Origin of the sequence: Psychrobacter sp. MF31, from assembly GCF_012847335.1 — a bacterium.
GTDB lineage: Bacteria > Pseudomonadota > Gammaproteobacteria > Pseudomonadales > Moraxellaceae > Psychrobacter.
Window position 1 is genome coordinate 32,651 of record NZ_JABBDX010000008.1, and the last position, 16,015, is coordinate 48,665.

Below are 16,015 nucleotides of genomic sequence, written 5' to 3' on the forward strand. Positions count from 1 at the left end.
GATCTATATCGTATAATGACTGCCGTATTACCAGCGTTTACTATACAGCTTAATATTTACAAACTTGATCCACCAAAGCTTAAAAAATTAGAGAATCAGGCGCTTTTGCTTGATGTTATTTATTTGTTATCTGAGTGATCTTATGTCTTTATTACAAATTGCGGAACCCAACCAAAGTGCTAGACCACATCAGCACCGCTTTGGGCTTGGGATTGATCTTGGAACCACGCGATCATTGGTTGCTGTCGTTCAATCGGGAAAAGCAAGAGTATTAGGCGCAGCTCAAGATACCCTTTTACCTTCCGTGGTTTATTTTCCAGAATCAGGAGCGCCTCTTGTTGGCGCAAAAGCCCTTGATCATGCCGCTGATGATCCACAAAATACCATCATTTCAGCCAAGCGCTTTATGGGTCGCAGCAAAACGGACATTAAATTTTCGCATCCTTATCAGTTAGAGGGCGAAAATGATGCCATGCCTGCATTTGTCACCCATCAAGGTGCAAAATCACCCGTTGAGGTCTCGGCGCGAATTTTATCGGTATTAAAAGATCGTGCTGCAACTGCCCTTCCCGATGACAGCATTTCAGGCGCGGTAATTACCGTTCCGGCGTATTTTGATGAAGCTCAGCGCCAAGCCACCAAGGACGCCGCTGAAGCTGCAGGAATTCATGTGCTTAGGCTATTAAATGAGCCGACCGCTGCTGCCGTGGCTTATGGTTTAGATAAACCAAAATCGGATGATAGCGAACATTATTATTTAATTTATGATTTGGGCGGCGGCACCTTTGATGTGTCAATTTTAAAATTAAGCGATGATGTCTTTGAAGTGCTGGCAACGGGTGGCAATAGCGCGCTTGGTGGCGACGATATTGATCGATTAGTGGTCAATTGGCTGATAAAACAAGCGGGCGTCAACCCAAAAGAGGTCAGCCTTCACGACAAATCTATCCTTGCTCAACATGCCAAAGCATTTAAGCAAGCATTGACCGATAACGACAGCGTCGCTGTTGATATTATGGTAAACGGTCAACGCTTTACTGGTCAATTGACTCGCAATGACTTACTTGCTATTGCCGATCCTGTCAGCCGCCGAACTATAAGCGTTTGCGAGCAGGTGCTTCGTGATGCCAAGTTAACCGCAGAGCATCTTGACGAGGTGGTTTTGGTTGGCGGCTCAACGCGAATGCCAGCCATTCAAAAAGTCGTTGCCGATTTTTTTGGTAAAACGCCGTTATGCACTATTAACCCTGATGAAGTCGTCGCTTTGGGTGCCGCTCAAACCGCCCATCTGCTCATCAATAAAGACAGCAATAATTTATTGCTATTAGATGTCACCCCCCTATCTTTAGGTCTTGAAACGATGGGCGGCTTGGTTGAAGTCATTATTCCAAGAAATACGCCAATTCCGGTCAAGCGTCGTCAAGTCTTTACCACCTATCAAGATGGTCAAACTGGAATGGTCATCCATGTGGTTCAAGGGGAACGCGAAACGGTAGACAACTGCCGCTCACTTGGTCGCTTTGAGCTTTATGGTATCCCACCGATGAAAGCTGGATTTGCCCGAATTGAGGTGACCTTTAGCATTGATGCCAACGGTCAGCTGACGGTTAGCGCTCAAGAAACCACCACCAAAACCGAAAGCCAAATTGAAATTACGCCATCCTACGGCTTATCGGACGAGCAAAAAGAGCAGTTGCTGATTGCAGGATTCCAAAACGCAGAAGCCGACAAACAAGCGCGCTCATTAATCGAAACTAAAGTTGAAGCCAATCGCGAACTGCTTGCCCTTGAGTCAGCCTTAAAAGATTTCAATCAATTGCTAAATGATGATGAGCAAGCGCAATTGCGAGCGCAAATGAATGCGCTTCAAGCTGCCTTAGCTACCGATAACGTGACTGACATTGACGATAAGCAAGCAAGCTTAAAACCGTTTAGCGATGCCTTTGCTGCCAAAATTATGAACCAAAGCGTTCAATCAAGCCTTGCCGGAACCAGCGCTCAAGATTGGTAAGGACGTTTTTTAATCGCTATTTTATATTGAACAATTAAGCCGGATGATAACCATGCCAAAAATTACTATTCTTCCTCATCACGAAATTTGCCCTGAAGGCGCTGAAGTTGACATCGAATCAGGCGGGAATCTTTGTAAATCCTTACTTGCTCAAGGTATTAAAATTGAGCACGCCTGCGAGATGTCAAAAGCTTGCACCACTTGCCACGTGGTCGTTCGTAAGGGGTTTAATAGCTTGGAAGAAATGGATGATATTGAAGCAGACTTATTAGATCGTGCTTGGGGGCTTGAAGCGGATTCGCGGTTGTCTTGCCAAGTTGTTGTTGAAGATAGCGATTTGACGATTGAAATCCCCAAATATACGTTAAACCATGCTAAAGAAAATCATTGATTCATGATTCTCTTTGCTCAACCGTAAAGCTTTGATCAACGTTTAACGGATTCGGCTTTGCGATCGATTGTAGTTAGACTCTAAAATATCGACCTCGATGTGACTGCTATAAACGTCAACATTGATGAGCGGGTTGCCATCGACAATAATCTTTTTGGCGTATTGGGGAATATTTCCAGCAGTTATCGATTTTTGCATATTGGCGCGGGCGGCTTTTGATGAAAATAAGCAGTCGCCTGAATCCTCGTAATCACCTTTGTTAAACTCATAAAGGTTGGCGCGGTCTTGGCGCAAAATGCCAGCGACGGTTGCGTTGGTGTAACCCTTAGCAATAGAGACACCTTTTGAATTGACTTTATCGCTTGGGGATATGCGAGCGGTATAGCTGCAAAGGTATGCAGCAGTAGCGGGCATAACGCTAAAAGTGGTCGTCGTTAAAATAAGTAGCAGAGCTGTTACATGTCTCATAGTAAGCTTCCTTATTATATTATGGGTTATTTTAGCGAAAGCCTTTGATAAAATCTTTTTTTAATACTAAACAAAGTTTATATTTTATTCAAGATTTAAAGTTTAAAAATTAATATTTAGCTTTTAGTTTTTTATTAAATCCTATTTGCTGCAAAGATCGTGAGCTGCGCCATTTATTATATAAAATCTTCTAAGATTTTCTAATGCATCTGTTCGAGTATGTATTTTAGTCGCCAGTACACCTTTGATGTGTCCAATGGCTTGATCCCTTTTTTCCAGCGCTGTACAGATGGGCTTTGGCAATCTTGGTCCCAAGTATGGCGTCTTAGTTCTGTAACTCATCCATTAGCTTTTCTGATAGACAACTTGCGGTAGCTCATTTTCAATAAAAGGAGAAACCTCTAAGTAGAAGAGCTTATGGAAATTTCTTCTTTTAAATAGTCTCATTCATTAATGATAGTTAGCGCATTAATATTAAAGCTTTTAAAGCTATTATGATGTGTAGCTTATTTATTCAACGTGCCTTTCAATCCTTACAAACTCCCGTAAATGTTTAAATAAAAACGGTAATACAGTACTTTGACGATGCCTGATATGGTACGTGTCCATCAATGCTAGCAAGTGCTCAGGTGTTTCATTCAGTGGTATATCAAACTCAATCCTACGCATCACATTAAAATTAGCTATAGATGTATTAAGATTGGTAGTAGAGCCGGAAAAGTAGGTTTGGCTTTCATCGCTATACAGCCCTTTGGCTGCATCAAGATAACCCTCCTGACCACCTCGTAAACTGGCATTAAATAAACAGCCATAGGTATCATAGATCCAATTAAAAAAACTCTGTTCATCTATACTACGATAGCCAATTTTTGCTTGTTTAAATTGTTTATAAGTAATCCTATTTTGGTTCAAATTACTCTCTACAAGCTTACTCAGTTTATCTATGAGATACTATGTCGTGCTGAATATTCATAATTTTAACTAAAAATAAGCACAAGCGATCACGACTATATTCTCATAACTCTGCTTGAGCTTATCAACACTTGGAGCAGCTGCGCTATATTTTTTAAGCTTAGCAAACACATTTTCTACCACATGCCGACTCTTGTATAAATGCCAATTCATATAGTCATTAACAAGATTATTATGTTTTCTTAATACCTCAGAATCATAGCCCTTATCGGCACATAACACCAAGGTATAACCAACGCGCATGCGATACAACACGCCCTAGTTTTAAACAAACTTATTCTTTACCATAAGTACATAAATAAGCCGTTTCAACGTCAACTTTAACGCCAAATTTTTGGTTGGCATCCACAGTAAACATTTGACCTGTCTCGAACGTTTGCCAGTCATTGCTAGCGGGCAATTTCACCGTCAGCGCGCCGCTAACCACAGTCATGGTTTCAAATTCGCTCGTGCCAAACTCATACTCGCCAACTTCCATCACGCCAACGGTTGCCGAAAGGGTTTTGGTTTGAAAGGCAATCGAGGTCACTTTTTGGTCAAAATATTGATTGATACTTGGCATAATTGTCCTTAATTTTATTAAATGGTCGTCATCTGAGGCTTTAGCCCAACACCTGTAAACAAATTAAGGCTGGGTTAAAACCGCAGCCTACTTTTAGCATTTAAATGAGCTTTTTTCTTACAATCCTGCTTTTAAGCTGGCTTTGATAAATGGGTCAAGGTCGCCGTCTAATACCGCGCTTGTATTAAAGGTTTCAACGCCAGTTCGCAAGTCCTTAATCCGCGAGTCATCAAGCACATAAGAGCGGATTTGGCTGCCCCAACCGATGTCGGACTTGTTGTCTTCAACCGCTTGCTGCTTTTCCATGCGCTTTTGCATTTCAAGCTCATAAAGCTTGGCACGAAGCATTTTCATTGCGGTATCTTTGTTGGCGTGTTGGCTGCGCTCATTTTGGCAAGCCACGACCGTTCCGGTGGGTTCGTGAGTGATTCGAACGGCAGAATCAGTGGTGTTAACGTGCTGACCACCCGCGCCCGAGGAACGGTAAGTGTCAATTCGTAAATCTGCTGGATTGATGTCAATCTCGACGTTATCATCAATTTCAGGCGACACAAAAACGGCTGAAAACGAAGTATGGCGACCGTTATTGCTGTCAAAGGGTGATTTGCGAACCAAACGGTGAACGCCAATTTCGGTTCTAAGCCAACCAAAGGCATAGTCGCCTTTAATGGCAAGCGTTGCCGACTTAATCCCTGCCACACCGCCTGCGGAAACTTCAATCACTTCAACTTTAAAGCCGTGCGACTCCGCCCAGCGCGTGTACATTCGTAGCAGCATCTCCGCCCAATCTTGAGCTTCCGTGCCGCCGCTTCCCGATTGAATATCCAAATAACAGTTGTTGGCGTCCATTTCACCGCTAAACATCCGGCGAAATTCAAGCTCAGCCACCTGAGTTTCAGCGGCATCAAGCTCGCTTTGAACGTCTTCGAGAAGCGCCTCGTCTTCCATTTCCACTGCCAATTCAAGCATGGCAGTCGCGTCATCAAGTCGTGAGTCGAGCGTTATCATCACACCCAAAATGTTATCCAGCTGACTTTTTTCTTTGCTGATTTGGGTGGCGCGGTCGGGGTCGTTCCAAAGCTCAGGGTTTTCAAGTTCTAAATTGACTTCTTCTAAGCGCTCTTGCTTGCCATCAAAGTCAAAGATACCTCCGAAGGTCTTGACCGCGAGCGCTTAAGTCTTTGATTTGGTCTTGGTAGGGGCTGATTTCCATCGTGGATAATTCCTATCATGTTACAACGTTGATTTTGATAAATTACTATAAAACTTAAAGGTTAATGGTTAAATCGCCCAATCTTCCACCGCCCAGCGGTGAGCAAGCGCATGAGCATGAAGCGCGTCATCGGGGCTGACGCAAACGGCAATATCTGCCCAATCGAGCAGCGGAATGTCGTTTTTGGAATCAGAATAAGCGTAAGTGGTGTCAAATTTTATACCATCGGCACCTTTTTTATTGAGCCATTTTTCCAAATGATATAACTTGCCTTCTTGAAAATTGGGCTTGTCGGTTAAACGCCCCGTGTAGCGATCATCAATGATTTCAAGCGGTGTGGCAAGGACGTTTTCGGGCGGCACATCAAAGCGCTCGGCAATGGCGGACACCACGAAATCATTGGTCGCGGAAATTATCACCACGGTGTGACCAAGCGCCAAATGCTCTTTTAATACTGTCAACGCTTTTGGTCGGATGTGCGGCTCGATTTCGTAGCGGATATAATCTTCACGCAATTCATGCAAACGCTCAAGCGGTAAAGTGGTCAAAAACTTGGCGACAAACTCATTATATTCAGTCGCATCAAGCGTTCCTGCAATATATTGGTCATAAAACAGCTGATTTAATCGGCGGTACTCGTCTTCATCGACCAATTTATGGGTGACGACGTATTCGCCCCAAAGATAATCGCTATCAACGTCAAGCAAGGTATGGTCAAGATCAAACAACGCTAAAACATTGCCTTGATTGTCGCTTGCGTTACTTGCCGTATTTTCCGTCAAATTTGTCATTGTTGTTCTCGTTAAACTATCGCCAATCTAAAATGAAACCTGTAATTAAAACGTGCGGCTGGTATAAATTTTTTTGCTTGCTGTTCATTTCATTTACAGAGGCTACAAACATTCATCCCAGCATCGCTCAATATTTTTATCAAGGGTTGACGATATAAAGGTCATAAAAATTTAAAAATTAATCGTTTGGTAAATCAACAGGCGTAAGTCCGTTGCGATAAGTTTGGCAAAGGTTTGCGTAACCCATTGCCGATTGTTTAAGCATCTCCACTTGCTCATCGGTCAAAGTTTTGACGACTTTAGCAGGCGCTCCCATCACCAGTGAATTGTCCGGAATCACTTTGCCTTCAGTTACCAACGCTTTGGCGCCAATGATGCAATTTTTACCGATGTTGGCGTGATTAAGCACCACCGCGCCAATACCAATTAAGCTGTTATCGCCAATCGTGCAGCCGTGAAGCATGGCTAAATGACCAATGGTGACGTGGCTGCCAATATTCACTTGAATGTTTGGGTCAGTATGAATGACGCTGTTTTCTTGAACATTGCTAAAATCGCCGATATGAATGTGATCGTTGTCACCGCGAATGACCGCGCCAAACCAAATACTGACTTTATGTCCCAAATAAACATCACCAATCACTTGCGCGGACTCGGCGACGAAACCTTGAAACGGCGCGGCAAATTGTGGCGATTTTCCTAAATATTGATAAAGCATGACTGTCCTTAATTATCGTTGCTACTAAAATTTTAGCCGCAAAATAAATTATTAAATCTCAACAAATCGCGTTTCTTTTATCTGCAATGCCGCTACAATAGCCAAGATTTTACTTGAAAGCTTTTCTTATAAATAAGCGTCAGTTTAGCATTAAAGCGCTTACAATTTAAAACCTTTCCTTAAGTTCAGTTTTAGCACTTGATTTTGCCGTATCAATTTACCCAAAGGATTTTTGCCTTATGCGCTACCCTGCTGTCATTTTATCGTCGAGCATAATTTTATCCTCAAGCGCCTTACTGACATCGCAAAGCGCAAACGCGGGCGATACCGTCGAAAAAATTGGCTCGGCGCTGGCGGTGACCATTCCGGCGGCAGCGTTTGGTAGCACCTATTATATGGATGATAAGGAAGGTCGTCAGCAATTTTATTATGCGTTTGCGGCAAATGCGGCGGCAACGCAAGCGCTAAAAATGGCGGTCGATAAAGAGCGCCCTAATGGTCGGAACAATCGTTCTTTTCCTTCGCAGCATACCTCGCTTGCCTTTCAAGGAGCAAGCTTTATCCATAAGCGCTATGGGCTTGAATATAGCATTCCGGCGTATCTTGGCGCGGGCTTTGTGGCGTATAGCCGCGTGGCTGCTGATGAACATGACACGGTCGATGTGCTAGCAGGCGCGGCGCTTGGGGTGGCAAGCAGCACCCTTTTAACCAAGCGCTATGAGGATGGGGCAATGCTAAGCGCTAATCTTGCGCCCGATTATTATGGGGTGACGCTATACTATCCATTTTAAAAGCCGTCCGTTTTAAACGTTTGCGCGTTGATGCTGATTGTCGATTTTGACTTGTAATTTGATATGACGATGACAAACTTGGTTTTCATTATTGTGCCTTAATTTAGAGGGTAGCCCTAATCCAAAAAATCAAGTATAATGCGCAAAATCTGTGCCTAAGCGAGCGGACATGATGCGACTGACGTCTTCACTTTTGAGTGATTTTTGTGGTTGTTATCAATAATGTCTTCTCGCTTTTTTGTGGTCAAATTTTGATACGATATTGATTTTATTGACAATATTTTTATCATTTTTCCATATATCTTTAGGCGCTCACCAATCATAGCGGAGGCAACCTTTGAATTCATCGACGACAACCCAAGCCATTTTAGCATTAGCAGACGGTACAATTTTTCGCGGAGTCAGCATTGGCAGCGAAGGTCACCGCGTCGGTGAAGTGGTGTTCAATACCGCGATGACCGGATATCAAGAAATCCTGACCGACCCAAGCTACGCTCGCCAAATCGTCACACTCACCTACCCGCACATCGGCAATACCGGCACCAACTCCGAGGACAGCGAATCCGGCTGCGACCATAAAGTTTGGGCGGAAGGCTTAATTATCCGTGATGCCACGATGGTGACCTCAAGCTTTCGCCATTCTGAGTCGTTAAGCGACTATTTAAAGCATCATGACACGGTTGCGATTGCGGACATCGACACGCGAAAACTGACCCGAATCCTTCGTGATAAAGGCGCTCAGCACGGTTGTATTATGACGGCGGCAAACGGTAACACCATCACCCGCGATGACGAAGAAAAAGCCATTGCGCTTGCTCAAGAATTTGCCGGAATTAGCGGCATGGATTTGGCAAAAGAATGCTGCCATCCTGAAGGCTTTGAATGGACAAAAGGCACTTGGGAGCTGTCCGACAGCCCGCAAAACCGTGATTCAAAAGACAGTCAAGACAGCAAAACCGGCGGCTTTTTTAAAGCGCTTGATACCCATATCGACAGCAAATTTAATGTTGTGGCTTACGATTTTGGCAGCAAAACCAACATTTTAAGAATGCTCGTTGACCGTGGTTGTCACGTGACCGTCGTTCCTGCGCAAACGCCCATTAAAGACGTGCTTGCCATGAATCCTGACGGCATTTTCTTATCTAATGGTCCTGGCGACCCTGCTGCTTGTGATTATGCGATTGATGCGGTTCGCCATATCATCGAAGAAACGGATGTGCCAACTTTTGGCATTTGCTTAGGTCATCAACTTATCGGTCTTGCCAGCGGCGCGCAAACGGTCAAAATGAAAACCGGTCATCATGGCGCAAACCATCCGGTTCAGGATTTGGACTCAGGCGTGGTGATGATTACCAGTCAAAACCATGGCTTTGCCGTCGATGAAGCCACCTTGCCTGAAAACGTCAAACCCACGCACCGCTCGCTGTTTGATGGCACCAACCAAGGGATTGAATTGACCAACAAGCCGGTATTTAGCTTTCAAGGTCACCCTGAAGCCAGCCCCGGTCCTCATGACTGCGCGCCACTTTTTGATAAATTTATCACGATGATGGAAGCGGCTAAGTCAGCAACCGCTTAATAAAATAATTGATAACGCACTTTTTTATAAATTTGACTGCTTGTTCATTAAAAAGTGCTTCAACCTTAACTAAAAATAGCCTTATTAGCGCTTGGTTTTTCCTAAGCGCTTATCCTCACGACTGCAAAAAAGAAAGTTTAACAACAGCTTAATATCAAAAAACTTAGTATCAAGAAACTTAGTATCAAAATCATTTAACATCAAAACGAAGGTAGCCCTTTATGCCAAAACGTACGGACATCAAAAGCATTTTAATCATTGGCGCAGGCCCTATCGTCATCGGTCAGGCGTGTGAGTTTGACTATTCAGGCGCGCAGGCCTGTAAAGCGCTTCGCGAAGAAGGTTACCGCGTCATTTTGGTCAATTCAAACCCTGCCACCATCATGACTGACCCTGCTATGGCAGACGCCACTTATATTGAGCCGATCACGTGGCAAACGGTTGAGCAAATCATCGCCAAAGAGCGCCCCGACGCCATTTTGCCAACGATGGGTGGTCAAACGGCGCTTAACTGTGCCCTTGATTTGGACAAGCACGGCGTATTGACCAAATACAACTGCGAGCTGATTGGCGCAACCAAAGAAGCCATCGAAATGGCAGAAGACCGCGATTTATTTGACAAAGCCATGAAGCGCATCGGTCTTGAGTGCCCGCGCGCAGAAATCGCCGAAACGATGGAAGAAGCCTTTGCCACTCAAGAAAAATTAGGCTTTCCGTGTATCATTCGCCCCTCATTCACCATGGGCGGCTCAGGCGGCGGCATTGCGTATAACCGTGATGAATTTATCGAAATTTGCGAGCGCGGCTTTGACTTATCGCCAACCCATCAATTGCTTATTGATGAATCCTTAATCGGTTGGAAAGAGTACGAAATGGAAGTCGTTCGCGATAAAAACGACAACTGTATCATCATTTGCGCCATTGAAAACTTTGACCCGATGGGCGTTCACACCGGCGACTCTATCACCGTTGCTCCCGCGCAAACGCTGACCGATAAAGAATACCAAATCATGCGAAATGCGTCTTTGGCGGTACTTCGTGAAATCGGCGTTGAAACCGGCGGTTCAAACGTTCAGTTTGGCTTAAACCCTAAAACGGGTCGAATGGTTGTGATTGAAATGAACCCGCGTGTGTCGCGTTCGTCAGCTTTGGCATCAAAAGCTACCGGCTTCCCGATTGCCAAAATCGCTGCCAAACTTGCGGTCGGCTACACCTTAGATGAATTGCAAAACGACATCACTGGCGGTAAGACGCCAGCAAGCTTTGAGCCTACGCTTGACTATGTCGTTACCAAAATTCCGCGCTTTAACTTTGAAAAATTCCCGCAAGCCGACAACATTTTATCGACACAAATGAAATCGGTGGGGGAAGTCATGGCAATTGGTCGCAACTTCCAAGAATCGATGCAAAAAGCCCTTCGCGGCATGGAAACCGGTGCGGACGGCTTTGATGAACAAATCGACTTAACCCAAACTGCCCCTGACAAAGCGCGAAAAGAAATTATCAACCGCTTGACCGTGCCGACCCCTGAGCGCATTTATTACGTTGCTGATGCCTTCCGCGCCGGCATGAGCGTTGAGGAAGTGTTTAACTTTACCAAAATTGACCCTTGGTTTTTGGTTCAAATCGAAGACATCGTCAACACCGAAAGTGAGGTCAAAGCGCTTGGCTTTGGTGGCTTAACTGCCGATAATTTGCGCCGATTTAAACGCAAAGGTTTGTCCGATTTGCGCTTAGCTAAATTATTAGGCGTATCGCAAAAACAATTACGTAAAAAACGTTGGGATTTGGGCGTCAATCCAGTTTATAAACGCGTTGATACTTGCGCCGCTGAATTTGAAACCAGCACCGCTTATATGTACTCCACCTACGATGAAGAGTGCGAAGCCAACCCAACCGATAAGAAAAAAATCATGGTCATTGGCGGCGGCCCTAACCGAATCGGTCAAGGCATTGAGTTTGATTACTGCTGCGTTCACGCGGCGCTCGCCATGCGCGATGACGGCTATGAGACCATCATGGTCAATTGTAACCCTGAAACCGTCTCGACCGATTACGACACATCAGATCGCTTATATTTTGAGCCAATCACGCTAGAGGACGTGCTTGAAATCGTTCGCATCGAAAACCCAGATGGCGTTATCGTTCAGTTTGGCGGTCAAACGCCGCTAAAACTTGCCCGCGCATTAGAGACTGCTGGGGTTAAAATCATCGGCACCAGCCCTGACGCCATCGACCGCGCCGAAGACCGTGAGCGTTTTCAGCACATGATTCACCAGTTGAATTTAACTCAGCCCTCAAACGCATTAGCCACCAGTTTAGAAGATGGCTTGGTGAAAGCCAAAGAAGTCGGCTACCCGCTTGTCGTTCGCCCGTCTTACGTGTTGGGTGGTCGTGCGATGGAAATCGTTTATAACGAAAATGAGCTAAAGCACTACTTAAAAACTGCTGTTCAAGCGTCAAACGAAGCGCCGGTACTGCTTGACCGCTTTTTGGACGACGCGATTGAAGTGGATGTAGACTGCGTTTGTGATGGCACCGATGTGGTTATCGGCGGGATCATGCAGCATATCGAGCAAGCTGGCGTTCACTCAGGCGACTCGGCATGTTCCCTGCCGCCGTACTCGCTATCGGACGAGCTTTGCGATGTGATGCGCGCGCAAACGGTCGCCATGGCAAAAGAGCTTGGCGTTGTGGGTTTGATGAACGTTCAATTTGCGGTGAAAGGTGATACCGTTTACATTTTGGAAGTCAACCCACGAGCGGCGCGAACCGTTCCGTTTGTCTCAAAATGCATCGGAACGTCTTTAGCCCAAGTTGCCGCACGCTGCATGGCAGGAGTCAGCCTTAAAGACCAAGGCTTTACCAAAGAGATTACCCCTGATTTTTACGCAGTGAAAGAAGCGGTATTCCCCTTTGCCAAGTTCCCCGGTGTTGACCCCATTTTAAGCCCTGAAATGAAATCAACGGGCGAAGTTATGGGCGTTGGCAAAACCTTTGGCGAGGCGTTTTATAAAGCCATTATCGGTAGTAATGAGCGCTTGCCCGGCTTGCCAACCGAGGGCGAAACCAAAACGGTCTTTATCTCAGTTCGTGACAGCGACAAAGAGCAAATCGTTCCGATTGCCAAAACCTTATCTGACTTTGGCTTTAACATCGTTGCCACGACCGGAACGCAAAAAGTATTGGCAGAAAATGGCATTGATTGCACCCAAATCAACAAAGTTACCGAAGGTCGACCACATATCGTTGATGCCCTCAAAAACGGTAAGATTGATTTAATCATCAACACCACCGAAGGCAAACAGGCGCAAGAAGATTCGTTCTCAATTCGCCGAAGCGCGCTTCAAGGCAAAGTGTTTTACGTGACCACGTTAGGCGCTGCCGACGCGGTTTGTAAGTCATACGCCATTGATTTGCCGTTTGACGTTTACAAATTGCAAGACTTAAATAAAGAGACAATGACTGCCTAAGAGTTGACGCCACGCGTTAATTTGAGTAAATTAAGCGTTAGAAAGCTTGATAGCCTACTTTAATGGCTTGCCAAGCGCTCAAAATCTTATCCAAAAATGATGAAAGCATAGCCGCCGAGCTGCGACTATGCTTTTTATTATGACTTGTTTTTTATTTTGGCGATGGTAGAAACTTTGCCATCGCTTACTTGTTTATTGCTATTTATCATTCATATTGACATGCCAACTTTCGCACCATCTCGCTTGAGGTGGTGTGATGGTATTGGCTTAAGGAAAAACTATGCAACGCTATCCAATGACACCGCAAGGTCATGCCACGCTTGAAGCTGAACTGAAACAACTCAAAAATATCGACCGCCCAAGAATCACCGCGGCGATTGCTGAAGCTCGTGAACATGGCGATTTAAAAGAAAACGCTGAATATCACGCCGCTCGTGAGCAGCAAGGCTTTTGTGAAGCCCGAATCCGCGATATTGAAGCCAAGCTTGGCGGCGCTCAAGTCATTGACCCCTCAAGCCTGCCCAAAGAAGGTCGCGTGGTATTTGGCGTAACCGTCGTGATTGAGAATATGGATACCGAAGAAGAAAAACGCTACAAAATCGTTGGCGACGATGAGGCGGATTTTAAAGCCGGTAAAATCTCAGTCAACTCGCCGATTGCTCGCGGCTTGATTGGCAAGTCTGAGGGCGATGAAGCGCGAATTCAAACCCCAAGTGGCGTGGTCGAATACGAAGTGATGAAAGTCATTTACGAGTAAATTTTTAGCTCATGCTTCGTTAGCAAAATTATAGTGACAAAACAACTTATAGTGACATAATAAACTATAGTTACACAATTGCGCTGTAAGCTGATGCCCCGTTTAGCGCATAATTTGGTTTATTTTTAAGTTAGATTGACCCTTATCACTGAGCGATTGCCGTGATAAGGGTTTTACTTTTTCAGAGCATTTTTAGCCGCGAGGTTGGCAAACATGGGTTATGTTTCAAGTAAAAAATTGAGTTTGGTTGGTGCTTTTGCAGTGGTTGTATTGCCACTATCGGTTCATGCAGCGACCAAAGTCACGGTCGCACCAATCGCAAGCAGCGCGACCATCGTTGAGCAATCGAGCGATGGCAAAGTGGCGACCATTACGGCAACGCCCACGGGAATTACCATGCAAGATGGCAAACCTTTTTATGTGACCCAAGTTAGCACAACCCCGCGCTACGTGACCAAAACGCAAACGGTTGGCGTGGCAGTCACGCCAGTGGCTCCGGTAGCAGCTACAACCACTACAGTTATCACTGCGCCCACAAATACAGTCATTACCCCTATTGCCACCACTGCCGATAATACGGTCATAAGCGTGGCGCAATCGACTGCGCCTGTCACAAACGTTGCCCTAAAAACGCTTGAAATCACCCCAATCTTTAGCACTCAAGGTATGGTTACTGCCAATACCAAAATTATGAAAGTGCTGAAAGACAGCAGTGGTCGTGAGTTTGCCGTTCCTGCCCATCAAATCAATTCAGGCGATGTGATTGAATATCATACCAGTTATGTTAATACCAGCACCAAACCGCTGGCGGATTTAAATGCTCAATTGGCGCTTCCAAACACGGTTAAGCTGATTTCACTACAAAGCAGCTTGCCTACTTACGCGCGCCTTGGTGACGGTTATCAAGTCATCAATCAAAGTGCGCTCGTCACGGACAACTACTCGGGGCTGAAATGGAACTTGGTCAACTTGGCAGTGAATGAGCCGCAAACCGTGGTCATCCGCGCCCAAGTTCAATAAGTTTTGCTTGCTTAAGGTTGAGTTTTGTCGTGGTTTCATTGACAATATTGAGCATTGCTTTTGGTTGGTCGCTTTCTTATGATTGTCATGCGCTTATTGTCCTCACTCAAACATGATGAATCCGAACGGGGGATTTTTCATTTGGGGCGGGCGCTGGTCAAAGGCGGTCACACCTCGATCATCGTAGCAAGCGCCGATTATGACGATGAGCTTGTCAAGCGCTTGGAGCGTGAAGGCAGTATTTATCACCAGCTGTTTATGAATAAAAAGTCGTGGCGCTCGCTTTTACAAATCGTTCCGCTGCGGCGATTAATCGAGCGCTATCAGCCTGATGTCATCCACGTTCATTCACGAACGCCTGCTTGGATATTGCATTTGGCGCTGCGACATGCAAGCGTTGCCAAGCGACCTAAGCTTGTGTCGACCATGTATGGCTTTTATCCGATCAACAAATACTCGCAAGCGCTCCTTGATGTGGACACCATTATCACGGTGTCTGACAGCGTCACCCGCTATTTAAAAAAACGCTTGCGCCGCGAGCATTTAGCGCCGCGAGTTATCAAGCGAATTTATCGCGGGGTAGACACGCGCATTTATCCGTATCGCCATAACCCATCCGTGTATTGGCTCAGGCGAACCTTTGCTGAATATCCGGAGCTTGAACATAAAAAATGGCTTGTTTTTCCAACGATTATTGGCAATGAATACGGTCAAGAATGGCTGATTGATATTTTGGGCAATTTGCAGGAGCAATTTCCAAACCTTCACGCCATTATCATGGATGAAGATCATAAAGATGGCGATGTGGCGCATGAGGATTTTCGGCAGCGCAGCACCGCGCTTGGGCTTGCGCCAAAAATCACTTATGTGGGCAATCGCCGCGATGACATGCGTGAATGGCTGTCGGCGGCAAATATTGTCTTAGCGCTTGCCAATCAACCTGAATCCATTGGCATCAATACCTTGCAAGCCATTCATTTAGGAACGCCGGTCATCGGTTGGGACCAAGCAGCGTTTAGCGAGATTTTGCAGCCTTTATTTCCTCAAGGTTTGGTCAAAAAATACAATGCCAAAGCCCTTTGCCGCGCCGTCAGAAATCAGCTTGAAAGTGTCACTCGACCTGATATGACCAACAAATTTACCATGCGCGAGATGATTACAGAAACGTTAGCCGTTTATCAAACGCTGCATTTGCAAAGTTTAGAAGAAGAGCGCGCGAAATACGCTGCAAATCCCAAAAAAAAGCGCTTAAGATATTCGCCAAAATAA

Annotated in this window: 14 protein-coding genes and 1 pseudogene; 8 read left to right on the plus strand and 7 right to left on the minus strand. The window is 45.4% G+C overall.

The features are described from left to right. The first annotated feature begins 142 nt into the window (after nucleotides 1-142). Together hscA and fdx are read left to right on the plus strand one after the other, a co-directional pair. Nucleotides 143-2,011: a Fe-S protein assembly chaperone HscA gene (hscA, locus tag HF322_RS10275; RefSeq protein ID WP_169393363.1), complete on the plus strand. Its 1,869-nt coding sequence runs from the start codon at nucleotides 143-145 to the stop codon at nucleotides 2,009-2,011. A 52-nt stretch (nucleotides 2,012-2,063) separates the two neighbouring features. After that, nucleotides 2,064-2,402 (plus strand): ISC system 2Fe-2S type ferredoxin, encoded by a 339-nt coding sequence (gene fdx / locus HF322_RS10280; RefSeq protein WP_169393364.1) that lies wholly within the window; start codon nucleotides 2,064-2,066, stop codon nucleotides 2,400-2,402. 42 nt (nucleotides 2,403-2,444) lie between these two features. On the opposite strand, the gene HF322_RS10285 is transcribed toward fdx, so the two are convergent. The 7 genes and pseudogenes from HF322_RS10285 to HF322_RS10315 form a co-directional block, all read right to left on the minus strand. Beyond that, nucleotides 2,445-2,870: a hypothetical protein gene (locus HF322_RS10285; protein ID WP_169393365.1), complete on the minus strand. Its 426-nt coding sequence runs from the start codon at nucleotides 2,868-2,870 to the stop codon at nucleotides 2,445-2,447. A 510-nt stretch (nucleotides 2,871-3,380) separates the two neighbouring features. Next, entirely contained in the window at nucleotides 3,381-3,782 is a 402-nt protein-coding gene (locus tag HF322_RS10290) for a hypothetical protein (protein ID WP_169393366.1), read from the minus strand. A 69-nt stretch (nucleotides 3,783-3,851) separates the two neighbouring features. After that, nucleotides 3,852-4,070: pseudogene (locus tag HF322_RS10295) on the minus strand (IS5/IS1182 family transposase); the annotation flags it as partial. A 46-nt stretch (nucleotides 4,071-4,116) separates the two neighbouring features. Continuing rightward, complete coding sequence (locus tag HF322_RS10300) at nucleotides 4,117-4,404, minus strand: pyrimidine/purine nucleoside phosphorylase (protein WP_169393368.1); 288 nt, start codon at nucleotides 4,402-4,404, stop codon at nucleotides 4,117-4,119. A 117-nt stretch (nucleotides 4,405-4,521) separates the two neighbouring features. Then, nucleotides 4,522-5,617 (minus strand): peptide chain release factor 2 gene (gene prfB, locus HF322_RS10305; RefSeq protein ID WP_169393369.1). Its coding sequence is split into 2 segments (ribosomal slippage): nucleotides 4,522-5,544 and nucleotides 5,546-5,617, totalling 1,095 coding nucleotides; the frame shifts between segments, so codons are not numbered across the junction. Between the two features lie 68 nt (nucleotides 5,618-5,685). Further along, nucleotides 5,686-6,408, minus strand: coding sequence for an HAD family phosphatase (locus HF322_RS10310; RefSeq protein ID WP_169393370.1), 723 nt, complete (start codon nucleotides 6,406-6,408; stop codon nucleotides 5,686-5,688). A gap of 178 nt (nucleotides 6,409-6,586) precedes the next feature. Beyond that, a complete protein-coding gene (locus HF322_RS10315) occupies nucleotides 6,587-7,126 on the minus strand; it encodes a gamma carbonic anhydrase family protein (RefSeq protein ID WP_169393371.1) in 540 nt (179 codons plus the stop codon). Between the two features lie 239 nt (nucleotides 7,127-7,365). Between HF322_RS10315 and HF322_RS10320 the strand changes: the two genes are divergently transcribed. The 6 genes from HF322_RS10320 to HF322_RS10345 all read left to right on the plus strand — a co-directional run bounded on the left by HF322_RS10320 (nucleotide 7,366) and on the right by HF322_RS10345 (nucleotide 16,015). After that, entirely contained in the window at nucleotides 7,366-7,917 is a 552-nt protein-coding gene (locus HF322_RS10320; protein WP_169393372.1) for a phosphatase PAP2 family protein, read from the plus strand. Between the two features lie 337 nt (nucleotides 7,918-8,254). Continuing rightward, nucleotides 8,255-9,496, plus strand: coding sequence for a glutamine-hydrolyzing carbamoyl-phosphate synthase small subunit (carA, locus tag HF322_RS10325; RefSeq protein WP_169393373.1), 1,242 nt, complete (start codon nucleotides 8,255-8,257; stop codon nucleotides 9,494-9,496). Nucleotides 9,497-9,717: 221 nt separating this feature from the next. Further along, nucleotides 9,718-12,969: a carbamoyl-phosphate synthase large subunit gene (gene carB / locus HF322_RS10330; protein WP_169393374.1), complete on the plus strand. Its 3,252-nt coding sequence runs from the start codon at nucleotides 9,718-9,720 to the stop codon at nucleotides 12,967-12,969. A gap of 280 nt (nucleotides 12,970-13,249) precedes the next feature. Further along, a complete protein-coding gene (gene greA, locus HF322_RS10335; protein WP_169393375.1) occupies nucleotides 13,250-13,726 on the plus strand; it encodes a transcription elongation factor GreA in 477 nt (158 codons plus the stop codon). Nucleotides 13,727-13,939: 213 nt separating this feature from the next. Then, the gene (locus HF322_RS10340) at nucleotides 13,940-14,746 is read left to right on the plus strand and encodes a hypothetical protein (RefSeq protein WP_169393376.1); all 807 of its coding nucleotides are present in this window, start codon (nucleotides 13,940-13,942) and stop codon (nucleotides 14,744-14,746) included. A 78-nt stretch (nucleotides 14,747-14,824) separates the two neighbouring features. After that, complete coding sequence (locus HF322_RS10345; RefSeq protein ID WP_169393377.1) at nucleotides 14,825-16,015, plus strand: glycosyltransferase; 1,191 nt, start codon at nucleotides 14,825-14,827, stop codon at nucleotides 16,013-16,015.